Annotated in this window: 16 protein-coding genes and 1 pseudogene; 9 read left to right on the top strand and 8 right to left on the bottom strand. The window is 36.4% G+C overall.

Features of this window, described 5'->3' with window-relative positions:
- From ABIE10_RS06245 to ABIE10_RS06235, 3 genes are all read left to right on the top strand, one after another.
- Positions 1-372 (top strand): hypothetical protein, encoded by a 372-nt coding sequence (locus tag ABIE10_RS06245; protein WP_153070201.1) that lies wholly within the window; start codon positions 1-3, stop codon positions 370-372.
- Between the two features lie 708 nt (positions 373-1,080).
- Entirely contained in the window at positions 1,081-3,240 is a 2,160-nt protein-coding gene (locus ABIE10_RS06240) for a hypothetical protein (protein ID WP_429155059.1), read from the top strand.
- A 300-nt stretch (positions 3,241-3,540) separates the two neighbouring features.
- Positions 3,541-4,443, top strand: coding sequence for a hypothetical protein (locus tag ABIE10_RS06235; RefSeq protein WP_121584443.1), 903 nt, complete (start codon positions 3,541-3,543; stop codon positions 4,441-4,443).
- Positions 4,444-4,630: 187 nt separating this feature from the next.
- Here ABIE10_RS06235 and ABIE10_RS06230 read toward each other — a convergent pair.
- From ABIE10_RS06230 to ABIE10_RS06215, 4 genes and pseudogenes are all read right to left on the bottom strand, one after another.
- Positions 4,631-4,852: pseudogene (locus ABIE10_RS06230) on the bottom strand (MobQ family relaxase); the annotation flags it as partial.
- Between the two features lie 610 nt (positions 4,853-5,462).
- Positions 5,463-6,404, bottom strand: coding sequence for a hypothetical protein (locus ABIE10_RS06225; RefSeq protein ID WP_121584444.1), 942 nt, complete (start codon positions 6,402-6,404; stop codon positions 5,463-5,465).
- A gap of 268 nt (positions 6,405-6,672) precedes the next feature.
- The gene (mobQ, locus tag ABIE10_RS06220; protein WP_121584445.1) at positions 6,673-8,076 is read right to left on the bottom strand and encodes a MobQ family relaxase; all 1,404 of its coding nucleotides are present in this window, start codon (positions 8,074-8,076) and stop codon (positions 6,673-6,675) included.
- Positions 8,077-8,705: 629 nt separating this feature from the next.
- On the bottom strand, positions 8,706-9,830 hold the full coding sequence (locus tag ABIE10_RS06215) for a protein NO VEIN domain-containing protein (RefSeq protein WP_429155056.1): 1,125 nt from the start codon (positions 9,828-9,830) through the stop codon (positions 8,706-8,708).
- A gap of 340 nt (positions 9,831-10,170) precedes the next feature.
- Between ABIE10_RS06215 and ABIE10_RS06210 the strand changes: the two genes are divergently transcribed.
- Positions 10,171-10,419, top strand: a complete 249-nt coding sequence (locus ABIE10_RS06210) for a hypothetical protein (RefSeq protein ID WP_103929097.1) — start codon at positions 10,171-10,173, stop codon at positions 10,417-10,419.
- Positions 10,419-10,772, top strand: coding sequence for a conjugal transfer protein TraD (locus ABIE10_RS06205; RefSeq protein ID WP_103929098.1), 354 nt, complete (start codon positions 10,419-10,421; stop codon positions 10,770-10,772). The genes ABIE10_RS06210 and ABIE10_RS06205 overlap by 1 nt, the downstream gene beginning before the upstream one ends.
- Positions 10,773-10,899: 127 nt before the next feature.
- Here ABIE10_RS06205 and ABIE10_RS06200 read toward each other — a convergent pair whose 3' ends face one another.
- Positions 10,900-11,298 (bottom strand): H-NS family nucleoid-associated regulatory protein, encoded by a 399-nt coding sequence (locus tag ABIE10_RS06200; protein WP_121584447.1) that lies wholly within the window; start codon positions 11,296-11,298, stop codon positions 10,900-10,902.
- A 182-nt stretch (positions 11,299-11,480) separates the two neighbouring features.
- Here ABIE10_RS06200 and pilV point away from each other — a divergent pair, with 182 nt between their 5' ends.
- The 4 genes from pilV (at position 11,481) to ABIE10_RS06180 (ending at position 16,914) form a co-directional block, all read left to right on the top strand.
- Positions 11,481-13,010: a shufflon system plasmid conjugative transfer pilus tip adhesin PilV gene (pilV, locus tag ABIE10_RS06195; RefSeq protein ID WP_121584448.1), complete on the top strand. Its 1,530-nt coding sequence runs from the start codon at positions 11,481-11,483 to the stop codon at positions 13,008-13,010.
- A 593-nt stretch (positions 13,011-13,603) separates the two neighbouring features.
- Positions 13,604-15,115 (top strand): recombinase family protein, encoded by a 1,512-nt coding sequence (locus ABIE10_RS06190; protein WP_121584449.1) that lies wholly within the window; start codon positions 13,604-13,606, stop codon positions 15,113-15,115.
- A gap of 13 nt (positions 15,116-15,128) precedes the next feature.
- Positions 15,129-16,031: a ParB/RepB/Spo0J family partition protein gene (locus ABIE10_RS06185; RefSeq protein WP_161958602.1), complete on the top strand. Its 903-nt coding sequence runs from the start codon at positions 15,129-15,131 to the stop codon at positions 16,029-16,031.
- On the top strand, positions 16,024-16,914 hold the full coding sequence (locus ABIE10_RS06180; RefSeq protein ID WP_121584451.1) for a plasmid partitioning protein RepB C-terminal domain-containing protein: 891 nt from the start codon (positions 16,024-16,026) through the stop codon (positions 16,912-16,914). Before ABIE10_RS06185 ends, ABIE10_RS06180 begins: the two co-directional genes overlap by 8 nt.
- A gap of 254 nt (positions 16,915-17,168) precedes the next feature.
- Here the strand turns inward: ABIE10_RS06180 and ABIE10_RS06175 are convergent, their stop codons facing one another.
- The 3 genes from ABIE10_RS06175 to ABIE10_RS06165 form a co-directional block, all read right to left on the bottom strand.
- A complete protein-coding gene (locus tag ABIE10_RS06175) occupies positions 17,169-17,915 on the bottom strand; it encodes a hypothetical protein (protein ID WP_429155051.1) in 747 nt (248 codons plus the stop codon).
- A 171-nt stretch (positions 17,916-18,086) separates the two neighbouring features.
- On the bottom strand, positions 18,087-19,910 hold the full coding sequence (locus ABIE10_RS06170) for a hypothetical protein (protein ID WP_121584453.1): 1,824 nt from the start codon (positions 19,908-19,910) through the stop codon (positions 18,087-18,089).
- 115 nt (positions 19,911-20,025) lie between these two features.
- Entirely contained in the window at positions 20,026-21,246 is a 1,221-nt protein-coding gene (locus ABIE10_RS06165) for a tyrosine-type recombinase/integrase (protein ID WP_121584454.1), read from the bottom strand.
- Positions 21,247-21,334 lie beyond the last annotated feature (88 nt).

Below are 21,334 nucleotides of genomic sequence, written 5' to 3'. Positions count from 1 at the left end.
ATGACACAGATATCAGAGAAAAATGATGGTTTTACTGTTGCAATACGCCGCGCAAAACTTGATACACTAACTATATATGAAATATCTGAAGATGAGTTACTAACTATAGAACGTGGATCACCAGATTCCATTTATCTTACGATTGCTATCGCCTTATTATCTTTTTCATCAGCAATATTTTGCTCGTTACTTGTTACAGAAATAAAATCTACAGTGGTTATGATTGTTTATGTTGTAATAGTTATTGTTGGATTTATAATTGGTTCTATACTATTGATATTATGGAAAAGAACAGAGAGTTCTGTAACAGCCTGTATAACTGTTATACGTAAAAGATTACCACCTCCAGAAGGAGAGCAGACACAAGTTTAAAATTACTAATAATGACTTTTATTTAAATATTGAGATGTGGGCATCTAAGATAGGCCAGCCCACCACTGTTAATCATTAATCAGTTCCCCCGCTGATTAACGAACCAAATTATTGACAACTTCAGCTATTGGAGCAGAGTAGCTTCCTGACAGTATCAGGATGCTATAAGTGAAAGAGGAGATTATTGTAGATGGTTTAGTGGATTGGTTGGAGCAAAAAAATCGGTTTTTTTCAAGTTGTGGTGCAAGATCGGCGAAACAATCATATATAATTTAGTTAATACATGTGTTTATGTGCTGACATAAACACCTTACTATGAGGCAGTTCAATCTCTGCTTTTGTTTGAGTGGAGTTTACTATTTCACGATTACCATCTGATGTGCTAATCGATATTAACCTACCAATTCTAGTAGGTTTCTTTTATTTTTCTATAGTTCTAGCCTGACAGTCAGTGTCGGTTCAGTAGTAGACATTGACTTTGACTTGCGATGTATATAGCGTGTCAAAAAGGTTGGTAGTCAATTGATGGCCTTAAGTATTTAGTTATATTGTAACATCATAATATCCGACCCTTATCTGTTCCAAAGCCCGAAGTTGTAATCTTATCTCTTGTTTCAAAAATAGGAGATTAGAGGGAGTTAGATAAACTACCTTCTATGACGGTAGAGCGCTAAATTAGGTGCGTTTTTTGATCTTCAAAAAGGGATAATGATGAAGCTTATTGTAGACCTTAAGAACTGCTATGGAATTAGTGAATTAGTGCATGAGTTTGATTTCAACATCACTAAGGGTTATACCATATATGCGCCAAATGGTTTCATGAAAACCTCGTTTTCTAAAACCTTTGACGATTTAGCTAAGGGAAGAGAAACGAAGGACTTAATTTTTCCAGATAGAGTATCAGGCAGAGTCATTAAAGATGATGCAGGTAACGACATTGCCGGAAATTCAGTATTTGTTGTTGAACCATACAATGCAGATTTCTCATCTGAAAAGACATCATTATTACTTGTGAATAGTGATGTCAAGAAAAAGTATGATGATGCCCTCAAAGATATTGCAGATAAACAGTCTGCTTTGTTTGTGAAACTTAAGCAGTTATCAGGTTTAACGGGTAGAACAGTTACTCCTGAAACTGAGCTCTTAAAATGCTTCGGCAAGAAAACTCTTGCTGAGCTGATGGAATCCTTAGAAGAGAAGATAAATGCTGGGACACCATCACAACTTTCTACTATAGTCTATGCAGAAGTTTTCAATGATAAGTCCGTCGGTTTTTTAGAGTCAGGCTCAATTAAAGATAAACTTGAAGAGTACATCCAAAAATATAATGAATTGATATCAAAGTCAGACCTGTTAAGCAAACAGTTCAACCACTACAGTGCATCAACTGTAAATAAACAACTAAAAGATAATGGTTTTTTTGAAGCCAAACATACAGTAAATCTAAGAACAAAAGATGGAATGAAAGAGATTTCTACTGCTGACGAGCTCGCCGAAAAGATTGAAGATGAAAGAAAAAAAATACTAACTGACAAGGATCTTGCTTCAAAGTTTGATGCGATAGATAAAAAAATTCAAAACACTGAACTGAGGAAGTTCAGGGATTACCTCTTTGACAATCAGTATATCCTTCCATGCCTGAAAGACTTTAAACAGCTTCAAAAGGAACTGTGGATTTCCTATCTAGTTGATCAGAAAAATCTCTATAATGAATTCTTGGGGGCGTATAGAACTAGTAAAGTTACTATTGAAGACGCTGTGGAGCAAGCCAAGAATGAAAGTACAGAGTGGGAGACGGTTGTTGAAGCATTCAATAGGCGATTCACTGTCCCATTCAAAATGAGTGTATCAAATCAAGATGATGTGATTCTGAAAGGATCACAGCCAGCAATTTCATTTAAATTTTCCGATGGCGATGGAGAAGGGGATGTTCCAAGAGATTCCTTGTTGAAAGTACTTAGTCAAGGAGAACGTAGAGCACTTTACATACTTAATATATTATTTGAAATAGAGACGAGAAGAAAACAAGGAACGACGACAATCTTGATAATCGATGATATTGCAGATTCATTTGATTACAAAAACAAATATGCAATCATTGAATATCTGAAAGATATTTCAGCTTCAGGTCAGTTCCGGTGCCTTTTCTTGTCTCATAATTTTGATTTCTATAGAAGTATCAGTGGAAGACTTGGGTTAAGGCGAGAGTGCAAGCTACATGCGGCAAAAAAAGGAAGGAAACTGAGACTTATTCAAGAGAAATATCAGAAAAATCCGTTTAATCACTGGAAAGACCATTTAACAACTCCTGCATTTTGTATCTCGGCAATTCCATTTGTTAGAAACTTAGCTGAATACTGTGGCTTGGATGCTGAGTTTCAAAAGCTGACGTCATTACTCCATGTTAAGATGGATACTAACAATATAACTCTTGATGATCTATGTACTATATTTAAGAAAATTCTTGCTGATAAGCAGCAGTTGGCTTTAAATCCATCAACAAAGCTTGTGATTGATTTAATTAACGAAGAAGCGGAATCAGTTTCCGTTGCACAGGAGGAAACTGTAGAGCTTGAAGGCAAAATCGCTCTTTCGATTGCTATTAGGTTGATTGCAGAGAGGCATATGATTAAAGCCATTAATGATGCAACATTTACAAGTTCCATCACTGAAAACCAAACTATCAAACTTCTTCAGAAGTATAAGAAATTGGCGCTTGGTAGCGCAGAGGATGTTTCAATTCTTGAACAGGTAAACCTAATGACACCGGAGAACATTCATCTAAATTCATTTATGTACGAGCCAATTCTGGATTTAGGAATTACTCACCTAAAAACGTTGTATTCAGATGTGAAGCAACTACCCTAAATTTTTTCGGGTGGATTTTCAGACAATGTGGTGGTTTAAGTAAGTTACGAATACACGTTCATAATGGAAGGCCACCACTCTGCAGCATTATATTACTATGGTTCCAAATCCCGCAGTTCTGCGTTTTTTCATGTTGATTGTTTGGCGTTGTTATTAGATGCTAGCAATAATTCGGCATTAGTTCTTTGTCTATCTCATTTGATATATTAAATGAGGAATATTCTATTTTCATAAAAAATCCAAGTAGTAGGTTTGAATTGACCAATCGCATATGTTCTAGTAATCACTATGAGGTATTAAATGTCTCTAAAACCATCAGAATTTGAAGAAGCTGAATATCGTGGACCACTTTTTAATCAGCTTTCCACTTCAAACCTGCTTTGGGAGCCCGGACAGGTCTTCGAAAAGCATATTGGTATTGATCATGCTTTGTTAACAACACATTCATATCTTCATATGCTTCATGGTCACCATGCCCCCTTGGATGGAGTTGTTTTATCTCGTTACAATTGGGATTATATTTGGTTTAATCGTCGGAAAAAGAAAAAGCTTCCGTCTTTCCGTCTAAATGTCTTTATCCAAGCTAAGCGGCCTCAGTATGGACAATATACTCCAAAGGCTCTAAAAGCTCATGGATTAAAGTCTCCTTACTGGAGATTTGAAGTAACCCCTCATCAACAAATAGCTCTTGAGGCACTTAACTTGAAATTGAAAGGGCGAGCAATCGTCTGTTATGCGTGTCCTGTATTCCACAAAGAAGCACTTCTTCACAAATGGACAGTTGAGCCCAAAATCGTTGAGCACTCTACTTTTCCAGATGTAACAGTCCTGAAGAGTCATTCTGCATGGAATTTTTCAGCTCCGGGAGCAAATGGCGTAGCAAACTCCGTTCCAACGCCTAGCGAGGGAATGCCTCTGCTAGCGCGAGTTAGTGCTCTTGTTGAGGACAGTGTAGATGACTCAATGTCAATTATTGAGGAATTATCATTGTTATCAAAGGCGGTGAATTCTTCAATGGAATCATTACCTGATGAAGCGTCTTACTTGCAAGCACGATACTTTGAAGGCATAAGGAATATACAGCAATTTGCTAGCGAATTATCTCAAGGTGAGGAATTTGAGGCTGTTATGTCGTACAGTACTGTATATCATTTTTGCTACCTAAATCGTCTTAGTTGGTTGGTAGCTGGTGTCGCTGAATAAACTTATACAGAGGCTTGATTGTCACGTGATTGATATAATTGCGAAATGCTATATCAACTTCTTGCTCAAAACCGAGTGTCAGTTTTAGTAGTGTTTACCACAAATATTGCAAAATTTGGTCTAAGCTATTTAATGGGGGTTCTGCCCCGATGGTAACGGATAATGCGGTAGTTTCATTTTAGGAATGCTACCGCAGCTTCCCCTTGATGGGGGGCGGTAAGTAGTCCATCTTCTGTTGCGTATTAGCAAGCTTCTGTTGTTGGCGACTTGGGAAACGTCTGATCTCATCTTGTATAGGCTTGTAGTCATCACTGTTGAAGTATTTATGTCTTTCGTACTCCTCACGAGATACATGACGACCTAAAACCTCATCAAAGACATAGTTTTCGGCAATACGATTATCGTGCTCAGCATCAGCATCAGCATCAGCATCAGCATCAGCATCAGCATCAACTGAAACAGGGATAGAATAACTATTTATTTTGAACGTACTACCGGAGCTAATAACTCTTGTTTTTATTTCATCGCATCTCATACATATAGAAAATCCTTATCCTTAAACGTTCTAAAAGAAATAATTTCTCTTATTGGTGGTAGTGTTGATATTGGCAACATACTTTACCGAGGACAGCGGATTGGAACATGGATGATGAATGAAATATTAATATGGCCAAAGTAATGGCCTGATGCTAATTTTTACCTATCAATATCAATATCAATATCAATATTGATATTGGATATGGACAAGCAGATAAAGAAAATAAGGATGGAAGAAATTGGTTTTATGAACGGATTGGAATTGAATTTGATTGTCATAATAAACAAAATGAGGCGAGTCAGTCTCGATCTATAAAAGCGGCAAAGTTGAAAGCAGTGAATTTTTGGGCTAAAAATAAAGGTGGTAATATTATAATTCAGAGTTTGGAAGTTCGAGATACTGATAACCAGTAAGTAGATAATCTTGTCAGGCTTGTTTTAATGACTCGTGAATATATCTCATCGGGTCATTTTTAATGATTTCACTCATGAACAATAGGTTTGGGTCTGTTGGCATATACTCCTTCAAATGGACGTTCACATCTTGGATATAACTCTACAGTTATAAGTGATTTGGATTTTTCAGATAAGAAAAGATTTAAATCTTTGACCATTTCGTCTTGAGAGTAATTTAAATTTATGAAATTAAAACCATTAAGACTAAACTCCTTATTATTGCTCCATATTTTAAAAAGAGGATAAAGCATATCAATTGCCGTAAGGCTTTGCCAAGGTAAAGGTATTACTCCAGAATGGATGAATTTATTAGACCAAGAATTTATTACTTTTAAAGTATCAATGGAGACTGGGAGATTCGCATATTTAACAAAGCGTTTATCTTGGAAGAAATCAAGAAGCTCAGAAATTTTAACTGTGTAGTTAATGTCTTTCCCTTTTTTATTTTTCTTTTTGGCTCCTTTAAATTCGATCATGTTTTTAATGTATAGCTCGATAGCCAATCGTAGTTTCATCGGAATGCACGCTATCTCCAAGTCTCCTTGATAGAAAGGATGTGGCATTTTTTGTACTGCACGGCTAGCATCATAATAAAAGTTATTACTAAATACTGTGTTGTCACCATATGTCCCTCCTTGCATTGCTAGAATTTTTGTAATGTGATCAAAAATGGTTATTCCTTTTGAAAACTCGACAAACAGGCCCTCGGTTTTGAATGTGGTTTCTAACTCTGGAGAAAGTATCTTTTTGAGTTGCGTATGCAACGCTTGGAGATGTGCAGAAATTAACTTTTTATTATTGATTCTAATATCGTTATTGAAGACATATTTTAGCCTTTCAATCTCTGTTAGTTTTTCATCTAAAAAAACCTTATTCTTTACATGTTCACACTTTTTTTTAGCCTCAGTTAAAAAACTGCGTCCTAAGAAAAGTTTTAATTCTGTTTGATTCATTGTAAAAAAATCCATTTCGACCTCATGAAATATAATGTTTTGAATTGTGTGGCAATAAGATAAATGTTATTAAGTTCTTGCTGGCTATTACCATTACTCATGTTCAGGATACGAGTATTTATTATTACATCAATTTGCTATATTGTTCCGGATTGACAACAATGGTAGATTTAATTTATGGACTAAAAAATCTTTGTCAGTAGTAATGCTGGAGTCCCTAAGTTTACTCTTGCCGTTTGTCGTGATCAACAGCAAGGAGGATAAAAAGTCTTCTGTTTACTGTTCACTCTCTGCCTCGGTAACCGAGAGGTCTCAATTTAGGCACTGGCCTTTTCCTGTTTGCCACGAGTGTTGGTATGTAGTCAAGATTGCTATCTGGCAGTTCTGGCTTAACAGGACGACTTGGAAAACGCCTGATGTCATCCGGTGTTGGCTTGTAGTCATCTTGGTTAAACTTAGCTCGTTTCTCATACTCAGCGCGTGGCACATAGATACCTTGGACCTCATCGAAGACATAGTTTTCGGCTATACGTTTATCATGTTCAGCATCAACTGAAACAGGGGACGGTTTCTTTCTGGCCCAGACGAATTTCTCTTTTAGGTATCCGACGACCAACAGTGTGAAACGTTTGAAAATCCCGTCCTGACGAGGTTCAACATTCTCCCTCTTCGCTTTAACAGGAGCGCGTTTAATCGCTCTTGATGTTAAAGAGGATGGGTTTTTCAGTGTAGTGCGTGTATGAGGTGCCGGGGCAACCAGAATAGGTTTTTGCGAGTCTGAAGATGAAGCTCTACCTGTGTTATCTGGGATAACAATTTCCTTCGGTTCCGCCAGTGCATGCACCGTAAAGCTGGCAACATCAACAACGATGTCTAATGGTAAATCCTTAAAGGCAAAGTAGGCTTCAACAGCTTCTTTTTTCTGCTCATCACGTATGGCTTGCTCTGCAGCACGTTGTTCTTGAGCTGCAACGGTTCCCCAGCGGTCACGAGAGATATGAAGTATTGGATCACGATTCGTTTCAATAGCTTTAGCAAGCCAGATGGCTTTCTCTTCATTGGTAGCGGCAACAGTTGCCTGTTCAAGGGCTTCTTCATACTGAGACCTGACAGAACGGTGATCAATGCGTTCATCATGACCATACAGTTGAAGGAACTCATTACAGGTGTCCTGCCAGCCTTTACGCCAGCAATCGAGGGTTTCAGGTCTATCCGACTCACGGACCTTTTTACCAAAACCAGTAGAAAGAATCTCACGGGTTGTTCCCATTATATGGATATGTGGGTTATGACCATTGATATCGTGGATAACAACATCTGCGATGATGCCTTGCTTGGTAAAGTGCTCAAGAACAAAAGCTGCAGTGAGTTCAATGTTCTGTTCTGGTGTTAGCTCGGCAGGGAGGGCAATTTTAAATTCTTTGGCAAGACGGGCATCTTTTCTCTTTTCTGAAACTTCAACAGCATTCCAGAGTGTTTCACTGTCAACAATCAGGGCAGGAGGGGTATGTTCGGGTGCAAAAATCTGCGCAAAGGCAAGGTCCTTTTTATGTGCTGTTTTGCGGCCACAAACTTCACCTGTTCTGTTATCGAAGAAAATTTTACGGTGACGATATGCAGCAGAGTTAACCGAAGACTGACCTTCGCCTCTGCTGATGTTCTCCATTTTAAAACTGTATATCGCCATCCAAATATTCCTCAATGCCAAATGCTGCTTTTCGTTTTACGTAAGGAAAACGCCGGGTATGACGTTGACCTTGATTTTGTTTCCGAAGGAAACGGTTTTAGCCTGCGGCAGGCAACCGTCGGTAGACCCCACGGCATTAGAGCGAAGCGATAATGCGTAAGTGGGCATTGCTTTATTTTTTTATCGCCATAAATGGCTCAGAAAATAATAACAATGTATAAAGCTTACCTACTTAATTAATACGAAATATATTAATGTCTGTAAAACAAAACGCCGAATTAAGCGGCGCAAACTGGATGGACGGGCGAACTATTCCACGATATTACATAAATGGGGTTTAGATGGCGTCCGAAGGACAAAAAGAGTGTTAATTTATCCCGCGGTAAGACGGGAAAAGACTAAAGCACATGAAATAGATTAGTTTATTAGTGATTTTCCCTGTTGCACAATTCACAGATGAGGGTAAAGAATTAGATTAGAGAATTGGAAGGTGAAATGAAAATCACTAAAAAATAAAAATAAGTAACGCGGAGAGAATGGGGTGTTAGTGGAGGGGGGTTATGTATGCGCTGTTTGTATATTTTATTTTTTACTCCAGCGCACTAACATTCTTACTTATCAGTCTGGATTTATTGTTGTTTCAATTTTTTTAACTTAAACTTTATAGGGATTAATTCAAACTCATCCATGAGTTGTTTTAAACTGTACTCTTGTACTGTATCTACTTGAGTATTGGAAATAAAAGTAACACACTTTAGTATTGAATTGGATTCATTTTCCTGAAAGAATTTAACTTGTCGTGAAGAAATATAAATATTGCTTTCATTCATACTCCGACTTGATTTTACCTCAATGAAATGTTCTTGTTTACCAGTCGGTGTTATACGAACTGATTTTATATCATATGGTGATTGCGGATCGGATTGTGATACCCATTCAACTTCACTTACTGGAATGCCATGCTTAATGGCATAAGCAACTTCCTGTTCATATATGAATTTCTCTCCTAAAAAGCCAACTTCTTTATCTGGTGGGATATTATTCCATCCAGATTTTGAATTAGCAGGTTTTTTTTGTTGAGAGTTAACTTTTGATGAATAAAGGGAATATCTTCTTTGTATAGCATTCAGAACAGATATTTCGCGCTCTAAGATAATTGATTCTGAAACAGTTGATGCTGATAATCGTTTTTTCGCACCTAAAAGAGCTGTATCTATAATATTGGCTGCATGCTCTGCAGTTATGTATCGTAATCCATAACCCCAAGATGAGTATTCAGGAGTATAAATGCCATCCTTGAAGTCATATTTTATGGTAGGAGTAATTAATGTGGAAAACTCACTTGGAGCTTCAGCATGATAATGGAACTGTTCAGTAGCTTCAATTTTCTCTATATCATGACGAGTAATTGAGTCTTTTCCATTAGATACGAGTCGTGCTGCGGCATGAACACCAATTATACTGGATGGCATTTCTTTATCATATTTATAAGTGAAAGAGAAAAATACAATCTCTTCATCTAAATATTTATCACTGGGTATACAAGTTGGTGGTAAATAAATTTTTGTCGGTGTATTACTACGAACTGAAAAGTTTAAACACTCGTGAAAACCAGCTCCACCAATCCCTTCTTCATGAAAAAGATCAAGGTACTCCATGTATTCTTCAGGTGTTGGCGCTTTCGAGTATTTTAAATATGGTGCTAATGATTTTCTATGATCATAATGAATCTTAATGGCAACGAATTTTGTCATTGATAACCTCACACATTATATTAAAAATTTATCAGTATTAACAGATTCAATAATGTAAGGTCATTGTAACTCCCAATATTACATTAACTCAAGCATAATTTGCCAAAGTAAATAGTTTAATATAAAAGAATATAAGAACATGAAATAAACGGGGTGAATATGAATATCGGTGAGTTGTGTGAGTCAGAAATAATACTGATCTGTGTCAATGCTGCGTTATGGACTATTAACATTGGCTTTATAAGTATTTGGGTTGTCAGATAAAATATTAAAACTTACTTATTGATTTATCTGTAAATTGTGTTAGTACATAATCAGGAAATAAAAGAAGGGAGGTTTTATGTATAAAAATAATGATGAAGCCATTGATCTTGAAGCAAAACGATTACTTGATAATGGTATCTATACCGATCTGGAAAAAGCGTATAGTGAAGCAGAAAAGATAATCACAAAAGTGAGAGTTGAGTTTAAAAAGAAACAGGAAAAACAACAGTTCCGATCTCGGATTAAATCAATCAAGTGTGCACTTTCAGATGATGAGTTCAGAAGTAATGTCCCTTATAATCATAGAAATCAGTGGGGTAAATAATGAGTGATGATAAAATACAAAATACATATTTAACAGGTAAAGCCTTTGTGGGTGATAGAAGCAGGGCCGAAATAAAGAAAACACTTGAGCAAAAAATTGCTGGAGCACAAAACAAATTAAATTACCTTAAAGCAAAAGAAAAAAGAGACAGCAAAAAAGAAAATACGAGACAAAAAATAATTCTTGGTGCTGAAGTTGCCAAGGTTTTAAACTGTGATATAAGTGAGGTAGATAAACAATTACTCTTTGGTTTGTTGTTAGAAGTTCCATCCTTACATACGCACGATATCGAAAGGTATAAATTAAATGGACAAATCTACATTGAAAGAGTCCTCAAAATATTCAGACCATAAAATCAATTCACGTCCGAACAGCTCCACGGCTTAAAACTTGTTTTAGGTTGGGGAGCTGTTGACCAAGCCCCAGAGGGCGCGGTAGTCAATTTTTACTGCCATCCGTGGCAATAAATTACAACCAAACTCAGATGGCAAAGTCTTCAAGAGCTTTACCACCTTCTAGTGCAGCAGTAATCGCTTTTGGCGTACGACCTTGACCCGTCCACGTCTTTTCATCACCATTTTCGTCAATGTACCTGTATTTAGCAGGACGAGGAGCACGAACGGCAGCCGGACGGGAAGATTTAGGATTGCCCAGCAGTTCAGATGGATCAATACCATCTTCAAGCAATTGCGCACGAAGCGCTTCAATTTTGGCCTGACGTTCAGCATTTTGTTGCAGTGCAAGTGATTCTTCTTGGCGTCTGTCTTCGACAATAGCAGTTAATTTTTCCAGCATCTCTTCCAGTGTAGCCAGATCTGTTTCTCGTGCCTGAGCGCGAAGGGTACGGATGTTATTAATTGCTTTAATAGCTTCAGTCATTATCTTTTATCCTGAATGTTTAAGGTCATGAGCAGGATAACATACAAAAGACGATAATGGATAAAATTACCCCTCTTAAAATTTTATATTAAATGTTTTTTGTGGATTATATCTTAACCAATCTTGACCTCTTTTTTATTTTTGCTAATTGATATGTACGTAAAACAAAAAGGACGATGAAAATGAAAAAACAAAATAAGAAAGGCTTCTCATTACTGGAACTCATTTTAGTGTTGAGTGTAGGTGGTATGATGGCATTTATAAAATTTCAGGATATGAAAAATAATCAAGAAAACATGATGGCTGATACTGTTGGTAATCAGATAAAACAGATAGGAGAGGCGGTAAATCGCTATATCAGCATTCACTATGATAAACTATCAACACTTTCATCAAGTAGCAGTCAGTCCAGTGATCCGGGACCAAGAACATGTTCGTCTAATGGTTGTGAAATTACATATCAAACGTTAGTAAATGAAGGGTTCCTGCCTGTAGGTTATACAGGCGTTAACATGCAAAAGTCATCTTACAAAATAGTATTAAAACGCGCAGGAACTGCTCCCAATTTTGTTATCAATGGTCTTATTACAACAACATCGCCTTGGCTGGAAGGCGGGAAGTATCGTTATGACTTGTTAGGAAAGGCTATGCAAGTTGCTGGTATTGATAGCGGAATGACGAAATCAGCAGCTTTAGTATCAGGTCTACAGGGCGCATGGACCGAGACATCATCAGCTTTTAATAATATTACTGCAGCGGGTCTACTGGCGTATCGTGTTGGATACGATTCTTCTATGTATTCAGTGTATTTGCGTCGTGATGGCACATTACCTATGACAGGTAATTTAAACATGAGTAATCAGGACATAAATAATGCCAGAAATATAACGGCAGCGGGAACCATAACTACGGAGGTATTACGAACTAGCGGGGCAGCGGTGATAGACACAACATTAGATGTTGGCGGTGTGGCAACATTAAACTCTGATTTGATTGTAGCGGGTAATGGTCAAGTCAATGGAAATTTAAATTCTAATAAAACCGTATCAGGAACAACCATAACATCCAGAGGTGAGACCTATACTAATAACTGGTTCAGAACCATGGGAGATGGGGGAATTTATTTCCAAAAATATGGTGGCGGATGGAATATGACAGATTTCAATACTATAACAGCATATAATGGTAAAAGCATTCAGACTTCAGCAGGATTATATGGCGGATACGTTAAATCAACCGGGAATATAGATGCTAATGGAACAGTTAATGCTGGATATGTATGGGCATCAGGAAACCTTAATTCTAACTACGTACACTCTAATGGCAATATTGATGCAGTTGGACAAGTTTATGGTGCTGGTGGAGTTGTATCAGGTGGTAGAACAACAGTTGGAGAATATCTTCAACTAAATGGAGTGGCCTATGCTGGAAATGGATGTTCTCCTAATGGTTTACAAGGTCGGGCAGTTGATGGTTCTATATTATCTTGTACTAATGGTGTGTGGAAAGAAGGGGGCGGAAGTGTAAATAGGATGTTTATTGTTGTTGAGGGAAAGTGTTATGTTCCAAATAAAGATACCGGAGGTTGTTCTTGTCCAAACGACCCTAATCGTCTAAAACAAATAGAAGTGTCAAGATATCGAGGAAATGAATGTAATAATGGTGGAAGTAACTGTAGAGAGCCGGATAGAAGACTATACACATGTAATTAGGTGACTGGCGGGATTCCGAACAGTTCATTTTGCCATGATGACGAATCACCTATGAATGGTAATTTAAACATGGATAATCAGGGTGTAAATAATTTCAGAAATATAACAAAACAGATTGCAACAATTTCATGGGTATTACATTTGACTGTTAGGTTAATGGAGTAATCAATTCAAATAACGCTTTTTCAGGTGCAACGATAACATCTCAGCGGGAATCATTAAGTGCTGGTGAATATTTTTTTATTGGAGATATTATTACAAACTTCGAATATTAATAAGGAGGCTACAGCAAGAATTGAATTGAGAAGGAAAAGATTACATGAGGATATGGTAGGTCGACAGGTGTAATGGCTCAAAAGCAATAACATTATGATAATGATAGTTTTTATATGTTCATGGACAATTAAGTACTTAGTTTTGTAGAGGAAATTGTTCAAAAAGTGTTCGTTTTTGGGATCGTGTTCAAGAAATTCACAGTGCTCTATGGTGTAGTTTAGCTTAAGCGTCTTTTAAAAAGAGTATTGTGGAGAAAGGTTTTTGAATTTTGGCTTTCCATGAAACCACAATCTTTATTATGAGGTGAGGTGGATGTTATGGATGAGGTCAACGTTGCTCAGTATCTTAGGATGTCTACGGACCATCAGCAATATTCATTATTTAATCAGTCCCAATTTATAAGAAAATATGCATCGGAACATGGTATGAATATCATTCATACCTACGATGACTCAGGTAAAAGTGGAGTAACTACGAGCGGCAGAGAAGCATTCAAGAAACTTATTGATGATGTTATTCTAAAAAAAATTAGCATCAGAGCCGTCTTAGTTTATGATATCAGCCGTTTTGGTAGATTTCCCCATAATGATGAGTTTGGTTATTATACACATCAACTCAGATTAAATAATGTTGAAATAATATATTGTGCTAATCCAATTTCAGATTCGGATGGTGATTATGCTGATTTTCAGTTGTTTGTCAGCCGAAAAGAGGCATCTTCGTTTAGCAAGAATCTTTCGCAAAAAGTTTTTTTGGGACAAATTAATTTAGCCAGTCGTGGATATCATCAAGGTGGTCCTGCTGGTTATGGTTTACGTAGAATGCTGATAGATGAAAATCGAAAAATTAAAGGTATTCTTAAATATAAAGAGTGGAAAAGCATCCAGACTGATCGAATAATTTTAGTATTAGGGCCGGAAGATGAGGTCATAACGGTTAGATGGATATACGACCAATTCGTGAATAACTCTAAGCCAGAGAGGGTTATTGCCTCTGAGTTGAATAGAAGAGGGATTACTGCAGAGCATGGCACTAAATGGACCAGAGGAAAGATCCACGAGATTTTAACTAACGAAAAGTATATTGGTCATAATGTCTATAACCGAACATCTTCTCGTTTAAAGCAGCGGCTTATCCACAACCCACAGCATGAATGGATAAGATGTGAAAATGCTTTTGAAGCTATTATTTCTCCTGAGTTATTTTTACAAGCGCAGGCTATTATTAGTAATAGAAGCATTCACCTTAGTAATGAAGATTTACTTGGTAAACTCTCCGAGCTTTTTAAAACAAAAGGGAAACTTTCCGGTATAATTATTGATGAAGATGATGATACACCATCCTCATCTGTTTATAGGAAACGTTTTGGTGGCCTATTACAGGCTTATAAATTAATTGACTATAAACCAAAGCATGATTATGACTATCTGCGTATTAATTCCTTGCTAAGAGAGAAATACCATAGCTTAGTTGAAAAACTCATTTTTGATATTGCAGAACAAGGCTGTTATGTTGAATATGATGAGGAGTCTAAATTATTTACTATTAATGATGAAGTTAAAATGTCTGTAGTTATCTCCCGTTGTTTTATGAATAACACGAGAAAACGCTGGAGAATCCGGTTTGAGCGAAGGTTTAGCTATGATATTTGTATCGTTGTTAGACTTGATAGTCAAAACGTTAACACCAAAGATTACTATATATTCCCTTCAATAGAGTTATTAGATAATCAGTTTGTTTTTGAAGAGTTAAATCCTTTCCAGTTAGAGTTTTATCGATATGATGACTTGATACCTTTTTTGCAAATCCTTAAACGTGATGTTTTTTAAAAGGAATTCACTGATGAATGAATACGAAGAAATAAAGTTTATAGATATCTCCGAGATCAGAATCGTTAATCCACGTTCAAGAAGCAAATCTATTCACGATGAACTTGTTGAAAGTATAAAAAACATAGGGCTAAAAAAACCTATTACGGTTAGGTTATCTGATTCAACCTGTAAGACGTATGTGTACGATTTAATTTGTGGTCAAGGGCGGATTGAGGCTTATCAAATATTAGGTGAAAACCAAATCCCAGCAATAGTAAAGTCAGTAGATCATGAAGATGGTCATATCATGAGTCTTGCAGAAAATATTGCTCGAAGAAAACCACGTTCGACTGAGCTTCTCAACAGCATTATGGAATTAAAGAATAAAGGTTTTTCGGAGTTAGAGATTGCTAATAAAATTGGACGTTCTAAGAATTGGGTAGCTTCTATTGTATCATTAAAAGAAAATGGTGAAGATAAATTACTTTCTGCTGTTGAGTCTGGTAGAATTCCGATATATATAGCGGTGGAAATATCAAGAGCTAAAGGAGTTGATATACAAAACCTTCTTTTAGAAGGTTTTAATTCTGGTGATCTTAACTCAAAGCAGATCGGTGCAATTAAAAGGATCTTAGCTCAGAGAGAAACATCAGGTAAGGGAAGTGATAATAATTCTTTTGTTCAGGGAATAAAAAAGAAGCGGATTACTTCTGATGAGTTAAAAGAACTTTATCAAGAAAATGTCAAAAGGCATAAAATTATTCATACAAGATCTGAGTTTACAATATCTAGCCTAATGGTTGTTAAAGAGATAATGATTAATTTACTGAGAAATCGAGAGTTTTCCAAACTCCTATCTGTTGAGAGCCTAAATTCTGTCCCTGCATTTATTTTAGATAATGTTGACCCTGAGCGAGGCCTTGAAAATGAATAAACCTAACTTCGGTAATAAGTGTTATATTATTAATATTTCTGACCTGTTATATGGGAAAGATTTGCCTATCAATGTGAAATTAAGCGTTAAATATCTTCAAATACTTTCAACTGTGAAAACTGTTGGTATCATAGAACCTATAGTAATTTATATTAATAAAATGTCAGAAAAGATCATACTCGATGGTCATTTAAGAGTTGAAGCATCAAAGGATATTGGACTATCCACTGTGCCTTGTTTGATTTCTGAGGATGAAGAATCTTACAGTTATAATAAGTATGTCAATCGATTACCAGTTATTCAGGAGTATCGTATGATCTTACAGGCAGTGGATGCTGGTGTCTCAGAAGAAAAAATTAGTCAATCTCTTAATATATCAGTAGAAACACTCAGGGCAAAGTTCAGATTACTTGATGGGATTAGTCCGGAAACTACTGCATTATTAGCAAATCAACATGTACCTCAAGCGATATTTGCTATTTTACGTAAAATGAAACCAGAAAGACAGCTGGAAGCGGTATCCACGATGATGAGTATAAACAATTTTAGTCGTAAATTTGTTTTATCATTATTACATTATACTCCTGATGACATGTTAATAAATCCGAAAGATTCGAAGCTCAAGCAACAAGACATAGCAAAAAACTTTGCCAGAATGGAGCGCGAAATGGCTGCTATGGAAATGGAGACTAAACAACTCGAAAATATATATGGTACAAATAATTTAAAGTTGGCAGTGATTATTGGCCATATTAAAAAATTACTTTCTAATTATTCTGTATTAAATTGGTTGGTAGATAACAATTCGGATTATCTAGCTCAACTAAAGAAAATTGCTGCTATTGACTCATTGCCAGTGTGTGAAGACGAAGAGTTGCGTTGAATACCATACGGACCACTATGGACAATGCATTTTATGTTGTAGTGTGTTGTTCATAGTTGTGCTATACGATTATTTTTAAACCTGAAAGTTTAAGAGAAATAAATTTGACAATAGATGTTTTTAATAAGTGTTCCTTATGAATATTCACTTTATCAAGTGTCTGATTGCCCCATATATGGGGATATGTATATTCTCTCCAATGGAGAGTTCCCTTTAAGGGAAAATGAAAGGGCCGAAAGGCCCTTTAAAATATATTACATGTTCTCAAATTTTTTCTTCCGGTCTTCTTCTTTTTTTCTCAGTTTTTTAGCAAGCTTAGGATAATATATTTTGCGGTTATCCTCTTTAGGCCAGCAAACTGCTACGGCATAGAATAGTAATGCTAACGAAACTAAAAGACCAATAAGGTAATGCGGAGTTATTGGATCGCGATGTTTAGATTGTTCCCATAACCAGTCAATAAACATCTTACTGGAACCGTCCGATGCAGATAGATACCACTCTATGAAGAAAACAAAGAAAGTCCCGACAGAAACTATTTCAATCAACCTTCCTTCTTTGAGATTTTTCTCGCTTTTATTTTGTTCTTCCTTATATAATTTAAATGACATATCGTCTCCGTTATCTAAGGCATCATCTCGCAGCTCAGAAATAAAAACTTCAGTTGAAGAACGTGAATAGTTCCTCTCGTCTTTACTCTGTAAATAATCGCTATATTTTATTCTTGATAAGAACATGTAAAAAAACAATGTCATTACTTCTAATATTACTGATGAGAAAATACCTAAAGCTATAATCATTCCGGCCAGATCCGCTAATGATAAATCGAATTCTTTACCCAGCTTAATACCAAAGAGACCATATCCTTTTAAATAGAAAAAAAGTACATCGAAGCAAAGGGTAAAATAAATCACTTTTGCTACTTTGGTTAAATCCCATAGTCCATCTGCAAAACTTAATACAGAAAATGTCGAACTACTATTGCTATTACTGGATGACATATATTGCCTCTTTCATTCTTTACTAAACTTCTTATATTAACGACTTAAAGAAGCGATGCAAGCCATTCTTGGATTTCAGGTTAATGAGAAAATTTTAATTACTTTCATAAATTCAAAGTACACGACATGATAAAGATGTTGTGCATTTTGATTTTATATTAAAGCGAGTTTTTAGTGTAATCTAGCTTTTGTTCTCTTGATCAACAATGTTTCATTTTGAGTGCCTAAAAGTGTTGATTTTATTTTATCGATGCTTTGTGAGCTAATATCGTTGGAGTTTAACATTCCAGATATTATTTTAAAAAAAGCAAATCCCAATGGGATATAAGGGTTGTCATGATAAACACCAATTGCAGATGCTATCAATCCACATAGATCTAACGAAGATAGCTTACTTTCTTTATTTTCTATTTTTCTTATTTCTTTATTTAGTTCGTAAATTTTCATATCAAGTTCTTCACTTGATAAATTTGAAAGTTTTTTTGAAAAGTTTTTTATTCTTGGTATATCACCCCTGAGTATCGCATCGTCTAATTCTAGTGCTGATATGTCATTATCTAATGATAATATTTTTGTGGCTATTTCACCGATTTTTGACTGCACAATTGCATCTTTATCTATCCTGAATCCATTGTATCCATATAAACAGCACGCCGAAGCATTATATTGTGAATGCTCATTGCCTTGATATGGATAAAAATCAGCATTTAATGCCATAGCCCATTCTAGTGGCATTGCGGAAAATAATAACTCAAGATAAAGATCACGACCTTTTTTATTGAATAGTTCGGACATGACTGGAGCTATGCCAATATTTGCTACCCCCATGGCTCCGCGTTCATGGATATTCATTTCCATTGAGTGCCAATTTTTAGATAATGCGGAAACAAATAAATTGAATATTTCACTATCTAATTTTTTCAATGTTTTTAGAATGTTTAATTTTTCTTCAAAAGAAAAGGTTGTAGCAAGAAAACCTGTTTTTTTTCGGATGTCAACGATTGATGATGATGCTAAACGTCTGGATAAAATAATACATTCAGGATGAGTATTTAGGCACTCTTCTAAAAAAGATACGTTATATCTTGTTATGTTTTGCGGTAACGCAAATTGAATTCTTCCTCTTGATATTAACTCTAATAGGTGATGCTTTGGTATCTTTAAATGGCTTAAAAAGTCATTATCTTGTCCTATGAGAGGGTATGATATTATCACTCGTTCATAAATTGATAAATAGTTTCTTATATTGTCAGGCCTCAGAACTTGTGCGTCAACAAAACAACTGCTGTATTTATTATTGAAACTCGTTGGGAGAACCTTGTCCTTTTCTAAATCATAAGATGTAAGAATTCGACTTCGGTTATCAAGCCAAAAATCCTCATCTTCCTCATGTAGATTTCTTAGCTTTGTTGGGATATTATTAGGTAATATTTTGTTTGGTATTAAAGCTAAAGGATCTGAGTGTTTTGTTTCAGACTTGCTGATATTTAGTAAATTGTAGTCTGTTATATATTTGATCTTGTATTTAATGCCGATGCTATATAATGTTGTTTCTATTTCTGCTTTTTCATCTTCGGTTAATTGTTTGGAGAAAGACAGTTCTAAATATAATGATGGGAGTTTAAGATTATACCTAAATGGGTGTAATTTTTTGTTTATATATTGAAAAAGTAAATTTTCTAATTCGGAATTTGTATATGGTGCGCCAAAGGAAAGAGCAACTTCGTAGTTTTCTCTTCCTCTGATTTTTATTGCACCATTAGGAATGGTTTGTGTTAGTAATAATTTAGGGCTACCAATAATTCGATGCTCTTCTTGTATTTTTTCAAATTTCTCTAAATCAGATTCAGTGAGCATTCCATCTTTTTCAATCAACACATAATATTTTGAATCACAATACCATAATCCCTTTATATCCATTTCAGGATGGGCTAGTGCAAGCGATTCAAAACCATATCGTGAGTAGTTAATATCATATTCATCTATATCGCTCATGATTTTTTCCTTAAAATATAAAACTTTTAGTTAAACATGATTAGAAATTTATAGTATCTAAATATCTTTCCGGATAGTAAAGTAATTTATGATTTTTTGTAATCCGCAGGCGTGTCTAAGAAAGGCAATACTTCTCCCAATCATCCATCAACGCCACACGCTTAGGCCATAACGTCCCACGTTGATACGCAGCCTCAGCCTTATCAGCTAACTGGTGAGCCAGCGCATGTTCAATTACCTCACGTTGATGGTCTGTGGTTTCACCAGCCCAATCACGAAATGTTGAACGGAAGCCATGTTGTGTTAAACCACTATGTCCCATTCGTTTCAAGACTGCCAGCAATGACATATCTGATAGCTGTCCTCCACGCGGGGCAGGGAATACAAGATTATTTTCTTTGAAGCGGGGTAAATCCTTTAACAGGGCAATGGCAGCCTCAGGCAGTGGAACCTTATGCTCTTTGCTGGCTTTCATTCTGCTGGCTGGGATGGTCCAAGTTTTGTTCTTCAGATCTATTTCTGACCATTCAGCGCCACGGACTTCACCAGAGCGCGAAACTGTCAGTATTGAAAACTCAAGTGCTCGCGCTGAAATGCCTGCTCGTTTACTTAGTTCGGCCATGAACGAACCGATCTCGTTGTAGGGTAATGCAGCATGATGTTTTTGGGTCTGAACCTTGCTTGGCATTGGCAGGAGGGGCTTAAGCATACCTTTCCATGAAGCAGGGTTATCGCCCTCAAAGTATTCTTTCGCTTTTGCGTAATCAATGATCGCTTCAATGCGACCACGCAGACGGCTGGCTGTTTCGTTTTTTGTTAACCAGATTGGTTCAAGTATTGCTAGCAGGTCATTCTTAGTAATCCCAGAGATGGGTTTTTGACCAATAACAGGATAAGCATACGTTTCCAGCGTGGACCGCCATTGGGCAATGTGTTTCTGGTTCTTTAGCTCTTTGGTCTTAATTGCGATAACGTCTTCAGCACAGCTAGCAAAGGATTTGTTCTTGTGCGCTAAACTTTCCTGAAATGCTTTTTGAGCGTGTTTTTCTGCAAGGGGGTCAATCCCATTACGGATTTGTTTACGCAGTTCACGAGCTTTGTCACGCGCTTCTGCTAATGAAACTTCAGGGTAGGGGCCTAGACCCATGTTTAAACGTCTCGGAACGGTTCTTCCTAGAGCATTTACTCTTACCCCCATAGCAACGCAAAGCACCCATGAACGCGACTGGCCTCTGTTTCTAAGATACAGGCCGTCAACGCCACCGACGGCAAAAGAACCTTCTTTTTTCAACTTAGCGACTGCGAGTCCGGTGAGTTCTTTTGCTTTTTTCGGCATAGTAAAATCCTGTCATACAAACCGCCATGCATAAGGTACTGCATAAAATGTCAGATTTTTCCGTATGTAGCAAGACGTCCTCGAACAA

Source organism: Citrobacter sp. 506, assembly GCF_050434985.1.
Lineage (GTDB): Bacteria > Pseudomonadota > Gammaproteobacteria > Enterobacterales > Enterobacteriaceae > Citrobacter > Citrobacter braakii.
This window is presented reverse-complemented; position numbering and strand designations above follow the sequence as displayed.